At 51.0% G+C, this 22037-nt stretch carries 15 protein-coding genes; 8 read left to right on the top strand and 7 right to left on the bottom strand.

The features are described from left to right. Positions 1-92 precede the first annotated feature (92 nt). The 3 genes from KIS29_03430 to gcvT all read left to right on the top strand — a co-directional run bounded on the left by KIS29_03430 (position 93) and on the right by gcvT (position 5820). The gene (locus KIS29_03430) at positions 93-3416 is read left to right on the top strand and encodes a GAF domain-containing protein (protein MBX8639372.1); all 3324 of its coding nucleotides are present in this window, start codon (positions 93-95) and stop codon (positions 3414-3416) included. 120 nt (positions 3417-3536) lie between these two features. Beyond that, a complete protein-coding gene (locus KIS29_03425; GenBank protein ID MBX8639371.1) occupies positions 3537-4706 on the top strand; it encodes an AAA family ATPase in 1170 nt (389 codons plus the stop codon). 25 nt (positions 4707-4731) lie between these two features. Further along, a complete protein-coding gene (gcvT, locus tag KIS29_03420) occupies positions 4732-5820 on the top strand; it encodes a glycine cleavage system aminomethyltransferase GcvT (protein ID MBX8639370.1) in 1089 nt (362 codons plus the stop codon). Between the two features lie 7 nt (positions 5821-5827). On the opposite strand, the gene asnS is transcribed toward gcvT, so the two are convergent. After that, the gene (asnS, locus tag KIS29_03415; GenBank protein MBX8639369.1) at positions 5828-7120 is read right to left on the bottom strand and encodes an asparagine--tRNA ligase; all 1293 of its coding nucleotides are present in this window, start codon (positions 7118-7120) and stop codon (positions 5828-5830) included. 92 nt (positions 7121-7212) lie between these two features. Here asnS and KIS29_03410 point away from each other — a divergent pair, with 92 nt between their 5' ends. Further along, positions 7213-8259 (top strand): FKBP-type peptidyl-prolyl cis-trans isomerase, encoded by a 1047-nt coding sequence (locus KIS29_03410; protein MBX8639368.1) that lies wholly within the window; start codon positions 7213-7215, stop codon positions 8257-8259. Here KIS29_03410 and KIS29_03405 read toward each other — a convergent pair. The 3 genes from KIS29_03405 to KIS29_03395 are packed head-to-tail and all read right to left on the bottom strand — an operon-like array spanning position 8179 to position 10989. Then, entirely contained in the window at positions 8179-9234 is a 1056-nt protein-coding gene (locus KIS29_03405) for a glycosyltransferase family 4 protein (GenBank protein MBX8639367.1), read from the bottom strand. The two genes, KIS29_03410 and KIS29_03405, sit on opposite strands and share 81 nt — an antisense overlap. 1 nt (position 9235) lies before the next feature. Continuing rightward, positions 9236-9835 (bottom strand): hypothetical protein, encoded by a 600-nt coding sequence (locus KIS29_03400; protein ID MBX8639366.1) that lies wholly within the window; start codon positions 9833-9835, stop codon positions 9236-9238. Beyond that, positions 9832-10989 (bottom strand): glycosyltransferase, encoded by a 1158-nt coding sequence (locus KIS29_03395; GenBank protein ID MBX8639365.1) that lies wholly within the window; start codon positions 10987-10989, stop codon positions 9832-9834. Before KIS29_03395 ends, KIS29_03400 begins: the two co-directional genes overlap by 4 nt. 455 nt (positions 10990-11444) lie before the next feature. Between KIS29_03395 and KIS29_03390 the strand changes: the two genes are divergently transcribed. Further along, positions 11445-11810 carry a hypothetical protein gene (locus KIS29_03390; GenBank protein ID MBX8639364.1) on the top strand — a complete coding sequence of 122 codons (366 nt, stop codon included), beginning with the start codon at positions 11445-11447 and terminating at the stop codon, positions 11808-11810. 13 nt (positions 11811-11823) lie between these two features. On the opposite strand, the gene thpR is transcribed toward KIS29_03390, so the two are convergent. Beyond that, positions 11824-12375, bottom strand: coding sequence for an RNA 2',3'-cyclic phosphodiesterase (gene thpR / locus KIS29_03385; GenBank protein MBX8639363.1), 552 nt, complete (start codon positions 12373-12375; stop codon positions 11824-11826). A gap of 360 nt (positions 12376-12735) precedes the next feature. Between thpR and KIS29_03380 the strand changes: the two genes are divergently transcribed. Next, positions 12736-13683 carry a transcription initiation factor IIB gene (locus KIS29_03380; protein ID MBX8639362.1) on the top strand — a complete coding sequence of 316 codons (948 nt, stop codon included), beginning with the start codon at positions 12736-12738 and terminating at the stop codon, positions 13681-13683. A 246-nt stretch (positions 13684-13929) separates the two neighbouring features. Then, positions 13930-15780 (top strand): hypothetical protein, encoded by a 1851-nt coding sequence (locus KIS29_03375; GenBank protein ID MBX8639361.1) that lies wholly within the window; start codon positions 13930-13932, stop codon positions 15778-15780. Positions 15781-15782: 2 nt separating this feature from the next. Here KIS29_03375 and KIS29_03370 read toward each other — a convergent pair whose 3' ends face one another. Continuing rightward, a complete protein-coding gene (locus KIS29_03370; protein ID MBX8639360.1) occupies positions 15783-16526 on the bottom strand; it encodes an SDR family oxidoreductase in 744 nt (247 codons plus the stop codon). Positions 16527-16590: 64 nt separating this feature from the next. Next, complete coding sequence (locus KIS29_03365) at positions 16591-17241, bottom strand: hypothetical protein (GenBank protein ID MBX8639359.1); 651 nt, start codon at positions 17239-17241, stop codon at positions 16591-16593. Between the two features lie 318 nt (positions 17242-17559). Here KIS29_03365 and KIS29_03360 point away from each other — a divergent pair, with 318 nt between their 5' ends. Beyond that, a complete protein-coding gene (locus tag KIS29_03360) occupies positions 17560-21876 on the top strand; it encodes a S8 family serine peptidase (GenBank protein ID MBX8639358.1) in 4317 nt (1438 codons plus the stop codon). Positions 21877-22037 lie beyond the last annotated feature (161 nt).

Below are 22037 nucleotides of genomic sequence, written 5' to 3'. Positions count from 1 at the left end.
GGAGTCCACCCGGTTTATATCCTGCCGGGTGAAGTTGCGACGATGTGAATTGCATGGCAATTATTATATTCAATTCTGGCAAGTGAAAAACAATGTCAGTTTCCTCAGCAAAAGGCCGGTATCTCCACAGCAACTCCGTCATGAAGGGGATCGCTGAGGAACTTCTTACAGGGCTCTCCGGGCAGCTGATGATCCTTTCGGGTGCAAAATCTGCATCACTGTTCCGGTTTTACAGTTCATCACCCGATCTTTTTGACCGAATCGATGTGAACGGTAAGCCCGGCTCAGCTATTATGCCTGATGAAGCCGTTTCAGCTGCCAGAAAATGTGTTGCTGCAGGTACCGTATACTGCGTTGAAACCGGCGCAACCATGTCATGTGCACTGCCGGTGGCGACAGCCGGGGAAATGAAATATGCAATACTCCTGGAATGTCTTAATCCCGCAGATTCGGGAATCAGCCAGCCGGTCAGGTACCTGGAAGGCATTGCTTCAATCGCCAGAAACTTCTTCAGCGAAATATGCGACGCAAGGAGTTCATCCGTTATGAGGGATGAACTCATTGGAATTGTGTCCGAGCTTACGGCTTCCTCCTCAACCAAGTCTGCTCTCCTCAGACTTGGTGAGGAATTTTGCAGTAAATATTCACTTGACGGAATTGCCCTGTATGCATCGTTTCCTGACGGACTCTTCAATGTCTGGTCATATGGACTGCCGGTCAGACTGTCGGCCTTCGGGAACGAGATACAGGATGCAGTCTCGAGCCAGTGCGTGGGAAGAACTTTGTCAGGAAACAGCGCTGACGGTACCGAACTGCATTGCAGCATTATACCGATTTTGTCCAAGCAGGGCCGCTTCGCCGTCGTTCTGCAAAATCATTCCGAAATAGAACTCTATGTGGAGGAAATCGCCAGAAATGCATACACAATTGCCTTCTCGATGTTCGACAAGTCGAGGCAGGCATATTCAATTTCGGAAGATGTGATAGAACTGTTTGACAGGGGTATATCCGCAGCAATCGAGGGCGGGATAACGGATACAGGGAGCGTCATAAGCCTGATTATGGACTTGTTTGTATCCGGAGGATATTTTGAAGAATACCGCCTCCTTCCAGAAGGTGATATACGGACAAATATAGATGAGACGATTCCGTCCGGCCGAAGCGAAGAGATACGCCTGCCTCCTAACGAGGCGGCGGCATGTTACGAAGCCTCCTCCACTCTTGGCCTTCAGTTTGTCCGCGGTAATTTCACCAAACTGGCATTTTCCTTCACCGACAACAGGGGGAACAGATGGACCGTCCTGGCAACGGTTAAGACACCGCTGATCTCAGAAGTCGAAGCCCTGCTCTGGCACCGGTTCCACAATATGTTCGGTGCATTGTTCAGAACATTTTCTTTAAGAATTGATGAGAAATCACTGGCTGCAGGCATCAACGATCTGGAAAGGGGGATGACCAGTCTGTCAGCATCCCTGATTTCTTTGGGCAGTTCGCGTTCGATCCGTGAAACACTCACCCGGTTGAACGAATTTATGAGGGAAATGGGCGTCCTGTCCGCCGTTTATGCCGAGGATGGCGAACGGTTCGAGAGAATTGACAGCGGGAACGGGGACAGGATTGTCTTTACAAAGGCGTTTCTGGAGCTTTTAATCAGCTCTTCCAGGAAAGTGAACATGTTCATCCATGAGCTTGGGAACAGCGCGTTCACTGATAACTTTTCCCACCTGTTTGAGAAGGACGGGAATTGCTCGAATTACGTAATGGTGCTTAAGGATTCAAACAAGGCGATTCGCGGTTTTATTATTTTCCGGGATGAAGAAGGTGCAGAAATTTCACCTGTCCGGTTCAGGCAGATTGCAAACAGTTCAATTGCCGCAAATCTGAAAGTTTCGCTTCTCGATGCAGAATTGTCAATGAAATCTGAAAAGGTTGCAGTCGAAGGAATAGGCAATGTGCTTGACTTTATCTCCCGATCGGAAGGTCTTCAGGCGGTAACCGCAAAGATAGCCGAAACCGCCGCCTATGTGACAAATTCTCCTTCTGCAATCGCCGTCATACAGGACATGGAGAGGGATGTTGAGGCAGTATCAGGTTCGTATGGTGTCCAGCGCGTGCCGTCGCTTGCTTCCAGAACGTCCACAGGCGTATCCGGGCGGGTTCTCAGAAACGGCGTTCCGGAAATAGTCAACGATTATGCGCAGGACAGAGACCGCAGCGCAGCGCATCTCGAGGCATACGGCATTGAGCGCATCGCGACAGTCCCCGTTATGATTGACATAAAGTACCGGGGGCATATCAGCGTGCTTAATACATTCGAGGGCAGTTACCGGCCGTATCATCTCAGGATTCTGGAGAAGCTTTCGCAGATCCTGGCTTTTACCTTCAAGTACGTTAATGAAAAAGAACTGAAGTCGAGACTGCTCGATGACTTCGACATGCTTCAGGATGCAGAAATAGCCCTGTATTCCTGCGATAATACAGCCGGCCTGCTTGATGAGATATGTACCCGGACAAAACAGTTACTGAAAGCCTCCGGTGTTCTGCTTGTATCGGATATAAACGGCATCAAGAGGGTCATCAATACGACTGACGCTTCAGTGGAAATAAGTTCCGTCGTATATGACGGCGGCATCATTGGAATGCAGTTTGACGAATCGCCTTATGAGGCAAGGATCGTCGAGAGGGTAAAAATGGAGGAGGAATGGAGTTCCAGACTCTCCATTTCGCAGATGCTGCTTGTCAGGCTTTCCTCGCAGAATAATATTGTTGTCGCGGCTTACTGCAAAACAGACGAAAACAGTTTTTCGACTCCTGACATCGACAGGATGAACAGGCTTTCAAGAATTGCCTCTGCCGCAATGGATAAACTGCTCCTCGTGGAGGGGCTGAACAGCCAGCTCAGGCATCTGGAGATTATGCATCTGATAGTGGACAGTTTTGTCAAACGAAAATCTGAAGTCGAGGTAGTCAGCGAGATCATTCCGAAAGTGGTGGAGATATGTAATGCCGACGTGGGCCTGCTGTGGAAGCATGACGGCACGAGAAGCAAGAACATAGTGGTTGGCGAGTTCTACAGAACCGGCAAAAGCGAAAATCTTGTCGGGACCGAAGTCGATGCGTGGAAGGGAATCACCGGTGTGGTATTCCGCACGATGAAGCCGATGCTCGTTGCCGATGCCTCCCTGGACAACTACGCGGTTCAGCTCGAGGGAACCGAAAAGCAGCCTTTCGAAACATTGATGGCCACTCCGCTGATTGTCCGAGGCGAGGTTCTTGGTGTCCTTGTCGTCTACAGGGACAGGCAGCCTTCCTTCTCCGCCGCCGAGCTCAAATCGCTCATCGGCCTGTCTGAGGATATATCCGTGGTAATGTCAAAATATTTCGGTGATGGCCGCAGCACGAGGTCTGATGCCTGACATTTGCGGCATGCGGCCGGAAAGGCAGAAATCCCGGTGCAAACCAATCAGGCAGGAACCGCCACCCGGCGGAAATTGAAAAGATAATAATACCGCACCACTTAACATGCGGTTGAAAGAATGCCCACGGGTGTTTTCAAGGATATCAGCAAGCTGTCATTCGATTACGTTCCCGACAGGCTGCCGCACAGGGAGGAGCAGCAGCGAAAGCTCGGTGTGATGTTCGCTCCGCTGATCGAGGAGCAATTCAGCCAGAATGCACTGCTGGTCGGTTCCATTGGCACAGGCAAGACTGTCACCTCCAAGAGTTTCTGCTCCCAGCTCTCACTGAGCGCAGCCAGGGCAGGCAGGAAGATTGAGTGGACCGTTGTAAACTGCAGACAGAGAAACAGCGAAGTCGCGACGCTTCTCAAGATGATAAATTACTTCGATCCGAATTTTCCGGACCGCGGCTTTTCGTCTCAGGAACTCAGAAAGGTTCTCAGGAAGCATATCGAAAAGAGGCAGTCCCACTGTATTTTCATTCTTGACGAAGTGGATGCGCTCTTCAGGAGCGGAGCGAGCGACCTTGTTTATTTCCTCTCAAGGCTGTCGGAGGAGTCGGACACGTTAAGAAACAGGGTATCGATAATACTCATTTCACAGCGCTATGTCTTCGATTTTCTCGACATGTCCTCCCTCTCAACCTTCAAGCGCACAAACGTAATAGAATTCGGCAAGTATACGCGGGAACAGCTTTTCGACATACTTGAGGCACGATCCGAAATGGCGCTTGTCAACGGCGCTGCAGACGATGAGGTCCTCGGGCTGATATCCGAGATAGCGAGTGAATGGGGTGATGCCCGGTTCGCAATCGAACTCCTGGAGAAGTCAGGGATGCTGGCAAATGAAAATGGTTCCAGCCATATAGGGATAGAGGATGTAAGGGCGGCAAAGGCGGCAACCTACTCTTATGTTACGGAGGAGCGTATTTCGGGCCTGGGCCGGCAGCAGATGCTCGTCCTGCTGGCAACCTCCAGGATACTGAGAAACAAGGCTTATGCGGAAACAACAGAGGTGGAGAAAGCATACAGGATTGCATGCGAGGAGCATGGGGAAAAATACAGGGCTCACACCCAGTTCTATTCCCATGTCAGGGAGCTTGCCGGAGCAGGCCTAATCGATCTCAGGACCAGGAGGGGGAGCGCATCGGGTTCGTCGGGTATGATAACCCTCCTTGATATACCGGCAGACATAATGGCAGGCAGACTCGAGGAAATGCTGTCCGGAAAACACAGGCAGGTGAAATGAAACGAATCGCGCGGCTGAAGGTAAACTGAAAAGAACCCCGTTATACCCTGAACATGCGGCACTTAATGCTCACATCGTCGACTTCGCGGGATGGGAAATGCCTCTTTACTACACCTCAATCCTGAATGAGCATATGGCTGTCAGAAACAGTGCGGGCATTTTCGATGTTTCGCACATGGGCGAGCTCATATTGTCCGGGAGGAGGAGTGAGGCGAGCCTGGATGCACTTTCAACCAACAGTATCAGGGGCATGCCCGTCGGCTCATGCGTTTACACGCACTTTCTGAATGAACGGGGCAGGATAATCGATGATACGATCGCAACCCGTACGGGCGAAGAGGAATTCCTCATCGTTCCCAATGCCTCGAAAACAGACGAAGTCTTCAGCTGGGTATCCAGGAATGCGGACTGCGATGTGTTGAATCTGAGCAGCAGTGTATGCTGCATTGCCGTTCAGGGACCGCGCGCAGTCGAATCTGTGTCCAGGTTCATGCCCTCCGCCCGTTCCCTTCCCTCTTTTCATGGCGCCTTTTCGGACAACTGGACAGGCGGCTTCGAGAAAGCAGTCGGTTCGTCCGGATTTTATGTGTCAAGGACCGGCTACACCGGCGAAGACGGTTTTGAATTGTTCACTTCAGACCGCGATGGACCGAAACTCTGGAACGGTATACTTGCCCAGGGTGCGGCAACCGGGATGCGTCCTGCAGGTCTTGGTGCCAGGGACTCGCTCAGACTTGAGAAGGGATATCTGCTCTCCGGAACGGATTTTGACGGCTCCCAGACTACGCTTGAGACCGGATACAGCTGGGTCGTCAAGTGGGATCATGATTTCATAGGCAGGGAAGCTCTCCTGGAGCAGAAGAATGCGGGCGGTTACAGCCGTCTGACCTGCCTTCTCGTCAGAGGCAAATCGATTCCACGGCATGGGGACAGGTTCACATTCGAAGGCGGCTCCGGTCAGATAACAAGCGGAGGTTTTTCGCCTGTACTCTCAGCTCCGGTCGCCATGGGCTATGCGAAACCCCCGCCGCCTGTCGGAACAGCTGTTTCAATCGATACCAGGGGGAAAAGCATACCTGCGGAAATAGTAAAGCCGCCCTTCGTAAGGCGATAGAGCATACTTACGGATAGATTCTGGAAGGAGTACGGGGAAACGGAACAGCATCCCTTATATGTTCAAGTCCGCAAATCCATCTCACGATCCTTTCGACACCAAGTCCGAAACCTGAATGCGGTACCGAACCGTACTTTCTCAAATCCAGATACCACCGGTAGGGTTCGAGCGGTATGGACTGCGCGTTCATTCTCTCCAGCATCTTTTTCACGTCGGTCTCTCTTTCGCTGCCCCCTATAATTTCGCCGAATCCGCCGGGCGCGATAAGATCTGCGCATCTGTATGTTCTTGGATCCTCTTCGTCCTCCTTCATATAGAAAGCTTTGACCTCCTTCGGAAAATTTGTTATGAATACAGGTATTCTGCTGTCCTCAGTCAGCTTTCTCTCTTCCTCTGTCCCGAAGTCGTCCCCCCATTCTGCTTTCATTCCCTTATCCCGCAGTATTTCTATTGCCTTTGCATAGGTAATCCTTGCGAACGGCGGCCTGACAAGAAGGAGGTCCGCCGTATCTCTTTTCAGCAGTTCAAGCTCCTCCCTTTTCCTTGCAACGGCATTCTGGACGATGTATGAGACCAGTTCCTCCTGTATATCCATGTTTTCATCGTTTCTGACCCATGCCTCCTCTCCCTCGAGATGCCAGTATTCTGTCAGATGTCTCGGCGTTCTCGATTTCTCCGCCCTGAATGAAGGCGTTACCGCAAAAACCCTTTCCAGGCTGAAGGTTATGGCCTCAAGGTACATCTGCGCACTCTGGCTGAGGTATGCATTTTCATCGAAATATTTCAGTGAAAAAAGTGTGGTTCCCCCCTCGCAGGCATTAGTTGTGAGTATCGGCGGCGTCACCTCTGTGAATCTGTTTTCATGAAACCATTCCCTCGCCGAACGCAAAACCTCCTCCTTCACTTTCATTATGGCGATCTGTTCCCTTGATCTTATCCAGAGATGTCTGTTGTCGAGCAGAAACGGCTCGCTCTGGTTCTCGGTTATCGGGAACGGTTCCGAAAATGAAACAACCTTAAACGATCTTGCAACCAGCTCATAACCCCCCGGCGCCCTTTTATCCTTCCTCAGTACGCCTTCGGCTTCAACCGAGGACTCGATCAGTGCCCGTGTTGCATTCTGAAAATCTGCTTCGGGAAGCTCCGACTTTTTAACCGTGCACTGAATTATGCCGGTAGCATCCCTCACTACGACGAATACGATAGATCCGCTGCTGCGAGTCCTGTATATCCAGCCGCGCAACCTGTATGTCCTGCCCTCTTCGCCGGCATCGAATATGCTGCTGACCGATGAAAACAATTCTTTCAAACCGATTCGCACCCCTGCTGCCTGCACGCCCGGAAGGGATTGCAGAGAAGCTTTATTAGCATGATGAATTTAAAAGGTCCGCCATGAACGACACATCCGGCAGGGTACGGAGGATTTCAAAAGCCGGCGCGACAGTAGTCGTGCTGCTGCTTATCGGCCTTGCGCTTGTCGGATATTCCGGATATCAGTATTTCACTTCGTCTAAGGCTGTCAGGCAGCTTACTGTGCAGAATGGCGACAGCGTGCTGCTCAACTATATTGGCCAGTATACGAACGGTCAGGTTTTTGACACATCCATCCATTCCGTAGCGATAAACAACGGCTCCTATGTCAAGGGTCCGGGTTTTCAGTGGCGAGGTAATGCTTCCGCCTACACGCCACTGAACGTCAGTAACGTCGGGACAGGACAGGTCATAAAGGGCATGGATCAGGGCATAATAGGAATGCACGTCAACGAGACAAGGACACTTGTGATCCCTCCTTCGGAAGGCTACGGCGCGCTGAATGCCTCTCTCCTGTTGTATCTGCCGATATACCAGAATATTACCATTGTCCATACGATGAACAGTACTGTTTTTTCGAACACATTCGGACAGGAGCCGAATCCGGGAGTGAGCTTCACCGATCCCTTCTGGCACTGGAAAGACAGTGTAGTCTATAACGTCAGCGGGACGGTTACATATGATTACCTGCCCTATCAGGGTCAGACCATTTACCCCTACACCTACAATTCGACTGTCCAGCCGGGTTATGCCGGATGGCCCGTCAAGGTTATATCGGTTGACAGCTCGGCAAACAATGGAACCGGCAGAATAACCCTTTACAACGAAATCCCCATTTCAATGGTAAAGAACGCCGGAGGAAGGAACGAAACAGCAGACACTTTCACGGTGTGGTCGCTGAACTCAAACGGTACGGCTACACTGAATTTCAACAGACCGGTCGTCGGCAGAACGCTGATTTTTACCGTCACTGTGACGTACATATACAATCCCAACACTTCAAAGAGCGCCGGAACGCCATCCTATTCGCTCGTTTCTCCGGAACGTTCAACGTTCAACGGCGCGGAGGTAGAACTTCTCCACATTCCTGACAGAGGAATCCCAGGAAAACTGCCTGGCTCGCTGTAGGGCCATTGCACCCATCTCCCGTCTCCTTTCCTCATTCTTCCACAAATCAGACACGGCATCCGACAGCCCGATTTCGCTGCCGCAGTCCACCAGGATTCCCGTCTCTCCTATTACTTCCGCCAGTCCTCCGGTATTCGATGCCACTACAGCCTTTCCATGAGCCATTGCCTCCAGCGCGGCTATACCGAACGCCTCCTGAACCGAAGGGAGTATGAAAAAAGAGCATGACGACAGCAGTCTTTCCTTTTCCGCCTCGCTCACATGTCCAAGGAATTCAACAGTCCCGCTGCCGCCTGCCACGCTTCGCAGCTTTTTCATCAGAGGGCCGGTTCCTGCCACTTTCAGCGGGACGCCGCTTCTCATGCATGCCTTAACCGCTCTATCCACGCCCTTGGTGGAGACGAGTCTGCCGATAAACAGGGCGAAACCTTCATCCGTCGTTTCTGATTCCGGCATATCTATTCCGTTGTAAACCACTTCAACGCTGCTCTCCCTGCACCCCCTTGCAAGCAACTGTCTCCTGACAAAATCCGAAATGGTCATTATAGGGAGCATCCCCGCTCTCCTGATATACAGGGAGTCGTTGATTCTGCTGGCAAACCCGAGCATACCTGTTCCTTCGCCGAACTGATTATGGAATGTTACAACCCTGTTTCCGCCATATCTGAAGAAGGCACGATTGTAGGACGGAGACCAGCGGTAGTGATAATCGACGACATCGGCTCCGGTTTCAATCAGCGTTTTCTCCACGTCCCGGCTAATAACCCATGGCGGATTGTAGTTTCCGAAGAACCTGCTTGGCAATCGTATCACATTTGCGCCAGCAATCTGTTCCTTGTCCGGCGTGCCAGGCAGCTTTGATGTTATTACCGTGACTTCATGCCTTTTCGACAGTCTGTAGGCAATCGCTGCAATCCTTTTTTCGATTCCACCGTCATATGGCAGGAAAAAAGGATTCAGTTCAACGATCTTCAACTCAGAACCCAGCCTTCACTCCGAGTTTTTTTCTCTCCCTTGACGATAGGTATGCGCTTATTCCTATGACTGTGCCGATTGCAGCAAGTGTTATGAGCTCAGCCTCCAGCTGGTTGGAAAATACGCTCAGGAGCAGCGTGGCGAGCAGTATTATCAGAAGATACTTGCTCAATCCACCCAGAAAATTGTAAAATATGCTCTTTGCGTAGGGCCACCTGCATGTCGCTATGAATGCACCGAGAAACGGTATTACCGGGGCAATGCGGTTGAGCAGAATGACCTTTTCATCTTTCACGATAAACAGTTTCGAATATGAAACCATCTTGTTTTTTATCCAGTTAGGAAGATCGTAATATTTCACGATAAAATAGAGACTGGTAATACCGGAAAATTCTGCAATGCTGATTGTGACCAGCATAAGCAGGCCGAACTCCGGTTTCGGCATGGCCAGGAATATTATAACGGTGAACAGCTCGGGCAGTGTGGGAAAGAATGTGGCATCGAGATAGAATATGACGAACAGAGCGAGCAGAAGGCCTGATTCTCCGTACGGCCTGAAAAAGGCATAAACAAACTGCCCGACGGTGATCGTGCGGATCACCTGGACAGATCCATTCTAACCAGTTTCGAATACAGCTGACTCAGCGATCTTGCGCAGTTCTCCTTTGAGTATATTTCTGCAGTTCTTCTCGCGTTTCTGGAGATGTGGGGATCCGCATGAATCGCCTTCATGATGGTTTCGGCCATATTGCCCCTGTCATCGTCATAGAGGAAACCGTTGACACCGCTGACTATGAAATCAGCCGATGCCCTGAAATTTATGCTGACCACGGGCTTGCCGCATGACATTGCCTCGAGCATTGAAATTCCCTGCGTTTCGAATTTGGAGGCGGAAACAAAGGCATCCGCAGCCGAGTAGTAGTCGATCAGCTCGTCGTCAGGAACGAAACCGGTGAATATCACCCTGTCCTGCAGATTAAGTGAACGCACGAGCAATTCAAGTTCCCTTCGTGCCGGCCCCTCGCCGACTATCAGCATTTTCAGATTCCTGTCCCTGATGCCGGGTATATTCCTGATTATGGAGTCTATATTCTTTTCGTAAGCAACCCTTCCGACATAAAGCAGCAGGGGATTATCACCGATGCCATACCGTTCTCTGACGTTGTCCCCCTTCATTGACGGATAGAAACGCCTGGTGTCCACGCCCGTCGGTATTACGGTAGCATACGGCATCCTCGGGGCGATCTTGACGAGCTCCTCCAGGATCGATCTGGTCGGCGCAACGACGGCATTTGCCTTTGTCAGGAAGAAGCGCATGTAACGGACCGCAAGATTGACAATAATGCTTGTTGGGACCGGAACGGGTTTGTAGTAATTCATTGCCTCATGGACCATTGTATGGTATGTGGTCGCAACCGGGACATCAAACTGTTTTGCTGCCCTCAGGCCCTTCAGGCCCACTGTCGTGATTCCATGGGTGTGTATGATGTCCACACCAAGTTCCCTCACCATCCTGGTTTTCTTTGAAGGAAGAAATGCAGTCCTGTACTGCGGATAATGCCTGAATTTGAACGACTTGAACAGAAAAGTCCCACCTCTTGTAATGTCGTCAACCTTCTGTCCATCTGCCGATTCAGGTGCGAAAATCATCACTTCGTGTCCTATTTTCTCAAGCTCCCTGGACACTATGGAAACCGAGTTGACCACTCCGTCTACCGTGGGGTAGTAGGAGTCGGTGAACATTGCGATCTTCATCGGAACCGCCACCCGGCGTCCGTGTCAGGCAGGGGTATTTTTCGCATGCAATCGGTCCGATTTATGGTCATCAGGCTTACACTTCCATGCTGCTTTTCATTTCCAACCGCAAACGGCTTGTTCAATCCGGCAGTTCAATCATATCGATGAACTGACGGAAACACTTTCCCTGCATTGACAAATCCCGCCCTCTGTTCCAGTTTGAATTTGTCTTTATAGGCACCGAAGCATTTCGCTGACGGGTATTTTAAACTGTCGATTGCACATGAGGATGAGTCATTGTACACATATGTGCATTTTATCTGCCGGAAAAACCTTCATTTTCTGCACCAGAGTTCGGGAGGAATTTGGGTGCCGAAATCGCGCCCGGCAGTTACCGTGTTTGAATTTTACCGCTGCCGCAGGTTGCAGCGGATTACGAAGGGATTATATCCAGATCTTCGATAGGAGTGACCGTGAAAGCAGAAACAGGGCACATAATATTCAGTTCAGGCTTCAGATACAGGCAGCTGAAGGACATCTTTCCTGAACTTATGACTGTTTTCCTTCAGGAGAGTGATCAGATGCCGGAGGAGAAGGAAATACTCTCCATGTTCATCGAAATAAACATGACGGATTTGCGGGCGAACAGGAAACCCGAAGGTTACAACAGAAAGGGAAGGATGCGTCTGCTGTTTCCCATAGGCAGAAAGGAAATGTATATTTCCGGAAACTCCTCCAGCACCGAAATTGTCCGGGTTACCGAAAGATTGAGCAAAATGCTTCAGAAGAAGGGAATAAAGAACACGGTGGAATGGGATCAGTTTGCGAAGAATCTCTAACTGCCGCCAATATTCATAATCCAAGAAACGACTCATGCAGTGTTTCGTACTCCGCTCCGTACTTCCCGGGCACGCTCCTTTTAATCGATATCTTTCTCACCCGTTCTCTAACAAATTCCTTCCCTCCGTACTCCGAAAGAAGCAATTGCAGCGCTTCCCTGTCGGGGACGCATGAGAACCTTGCAAGAGTGACATGTGGTTTCAGGTCCCGGCTGTCAAATCCAACTTCCATCCGGGCAAGTGAGGATGCTATTTCGCTGCCTATTGCCGCATTTTCCCCCATATCCGCAACGCCGGACCACAGAACCCTGGGTCTTTCCGTCGTGCCGAATATGCCCAGGCCGGAATAAGTGACATCGAATGAACCGTGTGATCTGCAGATACTGTCAAGCATGTCTGAAATTGACTGTATTACGGAGTCCTCAATTTCACCGATGAATGCGAGCGTGTAATGCAGGTTTGCCGGCCGAACCCTCCTGACACATCTGGAACCGAAAAACGGATTGTTGAGAAGGAGTCCGAATGAGCTCCTGTCTTCAACATCCACCGCTATGAAGACCCGCATGCTTTCACCGACTGCGTGAACGGGCGATTTAGAGTTAACATTATCGCCAGTACTGTCTACAGGACCTGTGATGCACGGTTTTTCGCACGGTTTTTTCGACTGCCACCATTACTAAAGCGAGTATGACACAAATTGTTGTCGCGTGCTATTAATTATATTTTTAAACTTTTAGTATTCTTAAATCACAAAAATATTATATAGTTTCAAAACCTACAAACATCAGAAAAAGACAGAATATGGTGGTCGTAAAAAGGATCGGAGGTTTCACGGGATTGGCCAGGAGGCCTGTATTCCAGTGAGCGAAAATTCCACAAAGCGGTTAGCATTCCCACCGTACACTGCCTGAAGGAATGTGATACAATGACCGCGGTTAACAAAGCAAAACAAAAGATAGAGGTTGACGAGATAGAACTTTGTCCCGAGTGTAACAGTTCGCATCTGGAAGAGGATTATGAAAGGGGTGAGCTTGTATGTGCGGACTGCGGACTCGTAATCAGCGAGAATCTGATTGATCCGGGCCAGGAATGGCGCGGTTTCGATGCAGAGCAGAATGAAAAGAGGGCGCGAACAGGTGCGCCCATCACCTATACAGTCCATGACAAGGGACTGTCGACCGAGATATCCTGGAAGAACGTCGATATATACGGAAAAAGCGTGCCTGCAAGAAACAAGCCTCAGCTGTACAGGATGAGGAAGTGGCAGAAGAGACTTAGGGCAGCCAATGCGGTCGAAAGGAATCTCATGGTGGCACTTGGCTCTATAGAACGGATAAGTTCGAATATGGGGCTGCCAAAGAACGTAAGGGAGGAGTCAGCCGTAATATACAGGAAGGCAGCCTCCAGGGATCTTATACGCGGCAGAAGTATTGAAGGCGTTGTCGCAGCCTCCATATATGCGGCGGCAAGGCAGCTGAATTTTCCGAGGGCCATCGAGGAAGTGGCGCGTGCCAGCCGCGTAGGCAGGAAGGAAATAGGCAGAAATTACAGGACACTCGTCAGGGAACTGAAACTGTCACTGCTGCCCACGACACCACAGGACTATATATCGAGGTTCTGCAGCGAACTCAGCCTTGGAACGGATGTGGAAGCGAAGGCGCTTGAACTGCTCAAGAACATGGAGGCAGGCTCGTCTACGGTAGGAAAGGGTCCTACGGGGATTGCAGCAGCCGCCATTTACATTTCCGCTATACTTTGCGGCAGGAAAAGGACTCAGGAGGAAATTGCAACAGTTTCCGGCGTTACGGAAGTGACACTGAGAAACAGGTTCAAGGATATAACCTCCGTTCTTTCCATTGGGGCTGAGCTCTGACAGGCAGATCCATTCCTGTTCACCTGTATGGCGCAACGGTTCAGTCGATGCAGCGAAGAACGTGCAGGAGACGGGGATACGCCTGAATTTCTTTCCACGCGGCCCGCTAGCCTCGTGCATTTCAGATACCATGCGATCTCAGATGCAATGTGATCATGTTTCCAGTGCTTCCGTATCCGGCGGGGCTGAAAAGCAGACGCCTGAAATACAAAGAATTTTAATGACACTCATCCTAGCGTGTGCAGGTTGAGTGAGTTGAAACTGCTTTTCATACATGCCGACAGAATGAGCTACGAGGTAAAGAGCAGGACGAAGGCCGCTGAGGATATCGGTGACGACAAAAAAAAGTATGATGCCCATGATCTTCTTGTCTGTTTTACCGCTGTTGAACGTGAAGACGTAGGGAAAGGGGAAGATATTGCAGGCAAGGCGGCCGGAGAGGTTTTCGATGTCGCTCGCTCGGTCAATGCATCTAAAATTCTCATTTATCCGTATGCTCATCTTTCTTCATCGCTCGCCCCTCCGGAAGAGGCCGTGAAAATACTGGACTCCTTTGAGCGGGCGGTCGAGGCGAAATATGAATCATCAAGGGCTCCCTTCGGCTGGTACAAGTCGTTTACCATCGCATGCAAGGGTCATCCGCTATCGGAATTATCCCGCACTGTCGTTGCCGGGAATGCGGTGGCAGCAAAGAAAGGAAGCGACAGATATTTCGTTCTCCTCAGGGATGGCAGCAGGGTTGATCCGGCCGATTACAGATCAGACAACAGGTGTTTTATGTCTATGGTCCGGAAGGAGGCAATGAAAGAGCAGGTGGGCATCAGTTCTTCCCCCGAATACCTGAAACTTTGCAGGAAATTCGGCATTGAATGGGAAAGAATGAGCGACGTGGGACATGAGGTATATCATCCCAATGCAGCCCTGATGTTTGATATCAGCATGGATTATGCGCGGCAGGTTGTTACAGATTTGGGCCTTTCCGTTTTCTCAGTAAGGGGAACGAACATGTTCAATCTCGCCGAGCCGGCTGTCAGGGAGCACGCACAGCTTTTCGGCGATCGCCTGTATACCCTTGAATCGGATAACAGGGAATATGTGCTGCGATACGCAGCATGCCACCAGCAGTTCTCAATGATGAGCGGGTGGAATATCAGCTACAGGCAGATGCCTGTTGCCGCATTCGAGATCGCGGATGCCTACAGGTACGAGCAGTCCGGTGAGACCATGCTTCTCTTCAGACTGCGCAGGCTCAATATGCCGGATCTGCACGTTTTATGCAGAAACATGGATGAAGCATATGAGTGGTTCAGGAGGATACATGAAAGGATATATGCGGAGATTGGAAAGATCGGCACAGATTACGAGATGCTTGTAAATGTGTCTTCCATGAAAGCATTCGAGGACAACAGGGAGTTCATCCTTGCGCTGTTAAATGAAAGGGGGAAGGACTGTCTCGTTCATGTCTATCCTGAAGGTGCAAATTTCTACTGGACTGTAAATCTTGAATATCACCTCCTTGACCAGATGGGAAGAGCCAGGGAAATCGGCACGGTGCAGATAGATACGGGCAACGCCAGACGCTTCAATATAACATATGTTGACGCGGACGGAAAGAAAAACTATCCGATTATACTTCACACTGCAATAGTGGGAACAATCGAACGCTTCATGTATGCCATGTTCGACCGTGCTATCGGCAGGGCATCGGAATCAGGCAAGCCCGGCTATCTCCCTCTCTGGTTCACGCCTGAGCAGTTCCGTATCCTGCCCATCTCCGAAAAGCACCTTCCGAAGTCACGGGACATAGCTGAGAGACTGACCGGGCTGGGCTTCAGGACGGGAATAGACGACAGGGATCTGACGATTTCCAAGAAGGTCAGGGAAGCCAAACAGGAATGGGCCGGCTATGTCATCGTTATCGGAGACAGGGAGCTTTCGTCCGAAGTGCTGAAGGTATACGACAGGCAGACGGACGCCAACAGGGATATGACCTTTGACGAACTCGCGAATGAGGCTGAATCGAGAACTGCGGGCTATCCGAAGCGTCCGCCATACGTCCCGCGCGAGCTGTCAAAAAGGGTGGATTTCTCGACTTAGCCTCAGCAGATCAGCAGGCCCCCGGAAACGTTGATTGATGCACCGCTTATGTACGAGGCTTGCGCAGAGGCAAGGAAAAGGACCGCACCTGCGACATCTTCAGGTGTTCCGATGCGCTTCAGGGGAACGGCTGAAGCCATGTCCTGCAGTTCCTTCTCGCTGTAATGTTCCAGTATTCTTGTCCTTATGGTCCCCGGGAGAATCGCGTTAACGTTAATTCCGTATTCCCCCAGTTCTATCGCCATGGACTTCGTAAGCCCCAGCAGTCCCGCTTTTGAAGCGGCATAATGAGCGCCATGCCTCGATCCCTTTACCGCAAGCTGTGAGGAGATGTTGATTATCCTTCCCCATCTCCTCTCGATCATATGCGGAATGGATGCTTTCGAGCAGAGAAACGCGCCTGTAAGATTGACGTCTATCGTTTTCTTCCAATCCTGCAGATCCAGTTCCAGAACCGATTTCCGGATGTAAATTCCCGCATTGTTTACCAGTATGTCCGTCCCTCCGAACTTTTCGTCCACCTGCCGGAAAAATGATCTTACAAATTCCTCATCTGAAATATCCCCTGTCCTGTACATAACTTCAGTCGATGCACGATGGGCCTGTCCGGCCACCCTGCCCAGTTCCTCCCTGTCAGAGAATGCATTGAGGCAAAGGTTGTAACCCGCGCCCGCAAGCGCCAGTGCTACCGCCTTCCCTATCCCTCTCGAAGCACCTGTGACAACAGCCGTTTTCTTCTCTTCCATGCCCGAGGATTCTCAGAAGCACTATATCTTTGATGCACAGGGACGCTGTCTGCCTGTCGCCTTATCAGAAATCGGCGAGTTCCGCTTTTCCCAGGCACTCTTCAACCAGTTTCTCAATGCCCATTCTCTTCTCTTCAGCCTCAACCTGGCCAGGGGATGTTTTCGTAGCGGGGTTGCCGGAGGAAAAGAGGGTGCAGCAGTCCTCATGAGGCCTGATCGAGATATCGTATGTTCCTATACTCTTGGCGATTTCAATGATTTCCGTCTTGTCGAAACCTATCAGCGGCCTGATTATGGGCATCGAAACAGCCTGATCTACAGTCGCAAGATTCTGCAGTGTCTGGGATGAAACCTGGCCGAGACTGTCACCTGTAACAAGAAATGAGGAACCGTTCGCGGATGCAATCCTTTCAGCTATCATCGCCATCGCCCTCCTGTATACGACGATTCTCAGCCTGTTGGGAATGTTTCTCAGCACTGCTTCCTGGAGAGGAAGGAATGGAACCATATAGAGACGGCACTGCCCTTTCTTACCGATGGAAAGAAAGAGATCTTTTGCTTTCTCTATTGAAGCAGAGCATGAAAAAGGGTAGCTGTGGAAGTGCACAAAATCCAGGGTTTTGCCGCTTCTCAGCATGATCCAGGATGCGACCGGAGAGTCTATGCCTCCGGATATGAGAGCCATTCCCCTTTGGCCTTCCGCATTCCCGGTCAAAACGGAATTTTCTGTACAGCTTTCTGTATCAACCTCAATGAACGACATTATGATCAGCCTTACGCTTCGACCGTCATTAATCTTTCTGATGGAAAATGCAGACCTCCTGCATCCTCCGCCGACAAGTATTCAGGGCGACGGGCACACATCAGTCTGCCGTGATAATTCACTTAAATAGCTGCTTCACCATGCTAAATGGCCATATTGATAAACAATGGCAGGTGTTCAGGCAGGCAATGTCTGTTCGACATAAGCATATACTGAATTTGTGTTTCTATGCTGCCGGGCGATATGTGCAGCGATTAATGGAAGATTGAAATGAGGATGATGGAATTTTTCCGGTTATTCATTGTCATAACAGCTTCAATTCTGGTTGTAACTTCCTCCTTTTCCTACATTCTGGGAACTTTTGCCGGCGGCAGACCGCTGGACCAGCAGACGGCACTGAGTCGGCTGATTAACGGGCCGTTCGTGTCTTCCGGAAGCACCGAATTGCCAATGCTCGGTCACGCTCATGAGATTGGCCAGGCGCCCTCTTCAATGCCAATGTATGTCACCGTCAGTTTTAATTTAAGGGACACCGTGGAACTGTCTGCCGTCATATCTGAACAGCAAACCCCGGGCTCACCGATGTACCACCATTATCTGACGCTTAACGGGTTTGAGAAATCTTTTGGCCCGGCGCCTCAAATATACAATGAAACAGAACTCTATTTCCGGTCGATGGGTTTAGTCCCTGTACCCACGGGCACAACAACGACACTCGCGTTTCTTTCCACTGCCTCAGCCGTTTCATCCGCCTTCAGGACACACATGGACCTTTACAAACTTTCCAACGGCACAGTCGTTTACGCCAATTCCGGCCCTCTCTATCTTCCTGCGCCCATTGCCGGCTCAATAGCCTCGGTTAACGGCATCACCAGCATTGTAAAGGTGCACACAGATATTGTCCGCGCACCGCTGGCATACTCCATTTCATCATCCGCCGGCCAAAACTCGACTGCTGCCGGCTCCGTTTCCTTTGCATCCATGTCGGATGCGGTGAATTTCTCCTCCCCCGGTTATCTTTATACAAACTCCTCCTTTCCGCTGGGGCAGTGGCAGTTTCTCAATCCGTCAACAATGACCAGGGCGTACGGGGCTCGGGCGCTGTACTCCGCTGGTGATATGGGGCAGGGCTCAACAATTGCAGTTGTTATGGCAGGTGGTTACAATCCGGCCGATATTGCAAACTATTCCCGGATGGTCTTCGGTAATTCAAGCCAGATTCCCGGCAGGCTGACAGCCTATCCTGTGGCGGGAGCTACCGGAAACGCATCCTCACCGGGATCCTCGCTTCTCACGAGCGCCGGTGCATTTGAGTTCAGTCTGGACATAGAGTATTCAAGCACGATGGCTCCCAAGGCTCACATAGATGCGGTCTACGGCCCGTCCCTGAGCACTGCATCACTGGTCAGCGCTTATGCGAAGCTCACCACCCTCAGTCCCGTTCCGAACGTGATAACAAACAGCTGGGGTGGTTCAGAAGATATCTGGTGGAACCTCTACGGTCCTTCCTGGCAGAGTGCGAGAGCACTCGAAAACTATTTCATGGAGCTTACCAGCATGGGCGCGACGATACTGTCATCATCCGGTGACTCCGGCGGTTACGATTCGCTTTCCGGACTTCTCTCTGTATCATTTCCGGCATCTTCCCCTTATGTTGTGGCTGTCGGCGGAGTCGGCACTGCCGTCGGAAACATGACAGGAATTCAGTTCCCTGCCAGTCCGCAATATGTCGTCAACCAGACCGTTGCGCCTTACGGCTACAGTGAAATTAATTCCTACCCCGTCTGGTTTCCTGACTATCCGCTCAACGGTTCCTCTGCGGGAAATGCCATATCCGAATCATACTGGTACACGCCCTCCTCTTCAGGACAGCCTGATTATGCATCAGGAGGTACGGGCCTGAGCTACTGGTTCCTGCAGCCCTGGTGGCAGCATGGAATCGGTGTCCCGGACAGCGGTAGAAGAATGGTGCCTGACATTTCCGCAGAAGCAAACTTCAATGAAACTGTCTATTTTGACGGCGCATGGAATTTCTTCTGGGGAGGTACCAGTTTTGCCTCCCCTACGGTGGCAGGCGAAATTGCGCTTCTTGACACATACCTCAATATGACGATTGGACCGACCACAGGGAGAACGGGCTTCTATCTCGGCCTTGCCCAACCGCTTCTATACCGTATTGGAAACGATCCGTATCTGCCGTATGCACCATACACGCAGATCGGGCCGGCCGGCAACTTATGGGATCAGTATGCCATTTCGAAGAATTTCGGCTGGCCGGGCGGTCAGAACTGGACTTCAGACTTCCAGGGTGCAGGAAAAAACTGGAACCCGCTTGACGGCTGGGGTGTTCCGGAAGCGTCGAATCTCGCATTCGATGCCGAACTCCTGCTGAACAGCAAGTCAACGTCTGACAGGCTTGCTGCCGAATTGAACGGTCAGCCGCTTACGGTGCTTCAGGGAGGAAGAAATTATAATCTGACACTGATAAACACGACAACCGGATCCACAGTGGCCGGTGCGACGGTCAACCTCACCTTCACGGGGTCGGGGGGTATCACCGAGTCGTCCCTTGTCACAACAGGTGTCAGGGGGAACTTCAGCTTCAACGCGACATCGAAACATGGCTATCTTTCGCTGTATAGCAACGCAACCGGAATTGGAAGCGGTTTTCAGTTCTTATGGATATCACGTCCAAATCTCACTTCCGGCCAGCTGACAGTCTCCGTCGTCGGGGAAAGTTCAGTGATGGGCGGCTTCGACTTTTTCAACGGTTTTATGGACAGTGCCTCCCCTGCTCTCGGCAGTCTGATGCCAAACACTGTTGCCGTCAGGGTCATGTACCGGGCGGGGCCGTCCTCCCCCGACCTGCCGGTATACAATGCGCTTGTCACAGCTTCATCACCCTATGATCCTGTTTCCTCCCCTCCCTTTTATGCAAATGCCAACTACACCTCATACGGAGCGCTCAATTACACGCAGAAGAGATCACTGAGTTTCACCAACATCTCAGGTATAGCCTATGTGGAAACCTGGAATGTCCTGTCGAATGAGAATTACACTGTTTCGGCATCCTATCTGGGCCTTTCAAACAGTACTGTGCTGACTGTCACACCCCATTTTGATATTCAGACGCTGAATGCATTCTCCTCGATGTATTCCACACTTTACGGTGGATTGAAAGGGTATGTCGGAAGCGGTGCCAACAGCACTATGATGGCTCCGTCTGTCGCATCCCCGGGAGTAAGTTATCCGCTCTTTGTCCGGGTGACATACTGGAACGGGACGGCGGCTGCATTCGTCCATGTGGATATTGCGGTGCCAAATCTCGTTTCGCCGCCGTTTTCTCCTGTATCGATAGCAGGCACACAGACAACAACGGATGCGTTCGGCATCGCAGAACTGACTGTAAACTACCAGATTTCGTCGCTTGCCCAGCCTTACGGCATACTCCTCATACAGGCCTTTAACAGCAGCTACTCTTCGGAGTATGTAACAACTGCTGCGGGCTCCATTCCGTTCCTGACAAACGACAGCAACGCTGCACTTCTGCTTGTTCAGGGTGTTACCGGTGCCGTTCTCACGGGAATACGTCTCAGTTCCGGCGCAGTACTGTCCACCTCTTACATAGGCACAAAAAATGCGTTGGGCGCGCTTTACGTCTCAACGCCTGTGGTTTCGCCGTTTATGAGATATAACAACATAACAAACCTCTCCTACCGGATTGACAACCGGTCTCAGGTCTCCGTGCCCCTGCCTGCCACAGGGCAGGAGTCCTTCTACTGGTCCTTCCCGCTGGACGGCCTTCCTGCCGGAGAACACAACCTGACTGTAGACTTCAATGACTCCTTCGGATTCAGTTATTCTGTCTATGGCGTCTTTTATGTAATAGGCAATGGCACGGATCCGGCACCCGGCGTCAGCTTTGTTTCCCCCTCTTCAGGTTCCTATGTGAGCGGACAGACGACCATCGATTTCAGCGTTACGCAGTCACATTATCTTCTGTCTGAACTGCTTGCAGTAAACCAGTTCACATACGATGTCATGGGTTTGCGGGCATTCACCTTCAATGCAAGTTCGTTCGGTTATGGCCCTCTGTCCATCACACTCACAGCTGTAAACTACAACGGCGCATCTTCGCAGCGGTCCATAACGCTTTACGCCGCACCGCATCCGGTTCCTTCCGCTCATATAACCTCGCCGTCAGAGGGGGAACGCTTCAACTCAACGGGTTCGGTGACAGTGGGCCTGTCCTTTTCAGGCGAATATCTGAGCGGCGAAACACTGCAGATCACAGGCCCTTCGGGGAAACTGCTTTTCAATGTAACAGGTAAATATTCCCTGACCGTGGGAAAACTTTCCAGCGGAACATATCATCTTCTATATACGGTGAAAAGTTCCGACGGTTCAAATGCCACCTCTTCCGTTGCATTCGTAATTGTTTCGACACCCTCTCAGACTGCCGCCTCAAATCTGACAGCTGTCTCTCCCCTGGCTGGCGTCATAGCGGCCCTTACATTCATTGCCGGCGTCCTGATCGGTTTATTCTTCGAGAAATCACGAAGAGGAAGACATCCTCCGCGTCCGTAGATGTTCATGGAAACGGACAGATCAGCGGTTTTCGCTCCCGCCTAAAACTTACACCTTCCCGGGACTTCCGGAATCCGTGCGGCCGAATGTGCTGCCGTGTCTTCTGTTTTTGCCGATTTGCAGCAAATTACATATTCTGTTCGTCTGACAATTGGCGTACA

Origin of the sequence: Candidatus Sysuiplasma jiujiangense (assembly GCA_019721075.1) — an archaeon.
Classification (GTDB): domain Archaea; phylum Thermoplasmatota; class Thermoplasmata; order Sysuiplasmatales; family Sysuiplasmataceae; genus Sysuiplasma; species Sysuiplasma jiujiangense.
The sequence above is the reverse complement of the archived record's forward strand: the minus strand, read 5'-3'. Positions and strand labels throughout refer to the sequence as shown.

Coding starts and splice junctions, on each gene's coding strand:
- KIS29_03430 (MBX8639372.1), top strand. CDS start 93: ATGTCAGTTTCCTCAGCAAAAGGCCGGTATCTCCACAGCAACTCCGTC.
- KIS29_03425 (MBX8639371.1), top strand. CDS start 3,537: ATGCCCACGGGTGTTTTCAAGGATATCAGCAAGCTGTCATTCGATTAC.
- KIS29_03410 (MBX8639368.1), top strand. CDS start 7,213: ATGAACGACACATCCGGCAGGGTACGGAGGATTTCAAAAGCCGGCGCG.
- KIS29_03395 (MBX8639365.1), bottom strand. CDS start 10,989: ATGAAGATCGCAATGTTCACCGACTCCTACTACCCCACGGTAGACGGA.
- thpR (MBX8639363.1), bottom strand. CDS start 12,375: ATGCGGGTCTTCATAGCGGTGGATGTTGAAGACAGGAGCTCATTCGGA.
- KIS29_03380 (MBX8639362.1), top strand. CDS start 12,736: ATGACCGCGGTTAACAAAGCAAAACAAAAGATAGAGGTTGACGAGATA.
- KIS29_03370 (MBX8639360.1), bottom strand. CDS start 16,526: ATGGAAGAGAAGAAAACGGCTGTTGTCACAGGTGCTTCGAGAGGGATA.
- KIS29_03360 (MBX8639358.1), top strand. CDS start 17,560: ATGAGGATGATGGAATTTTTCCGGTTATTCATTGTCATAACAGCTTCA.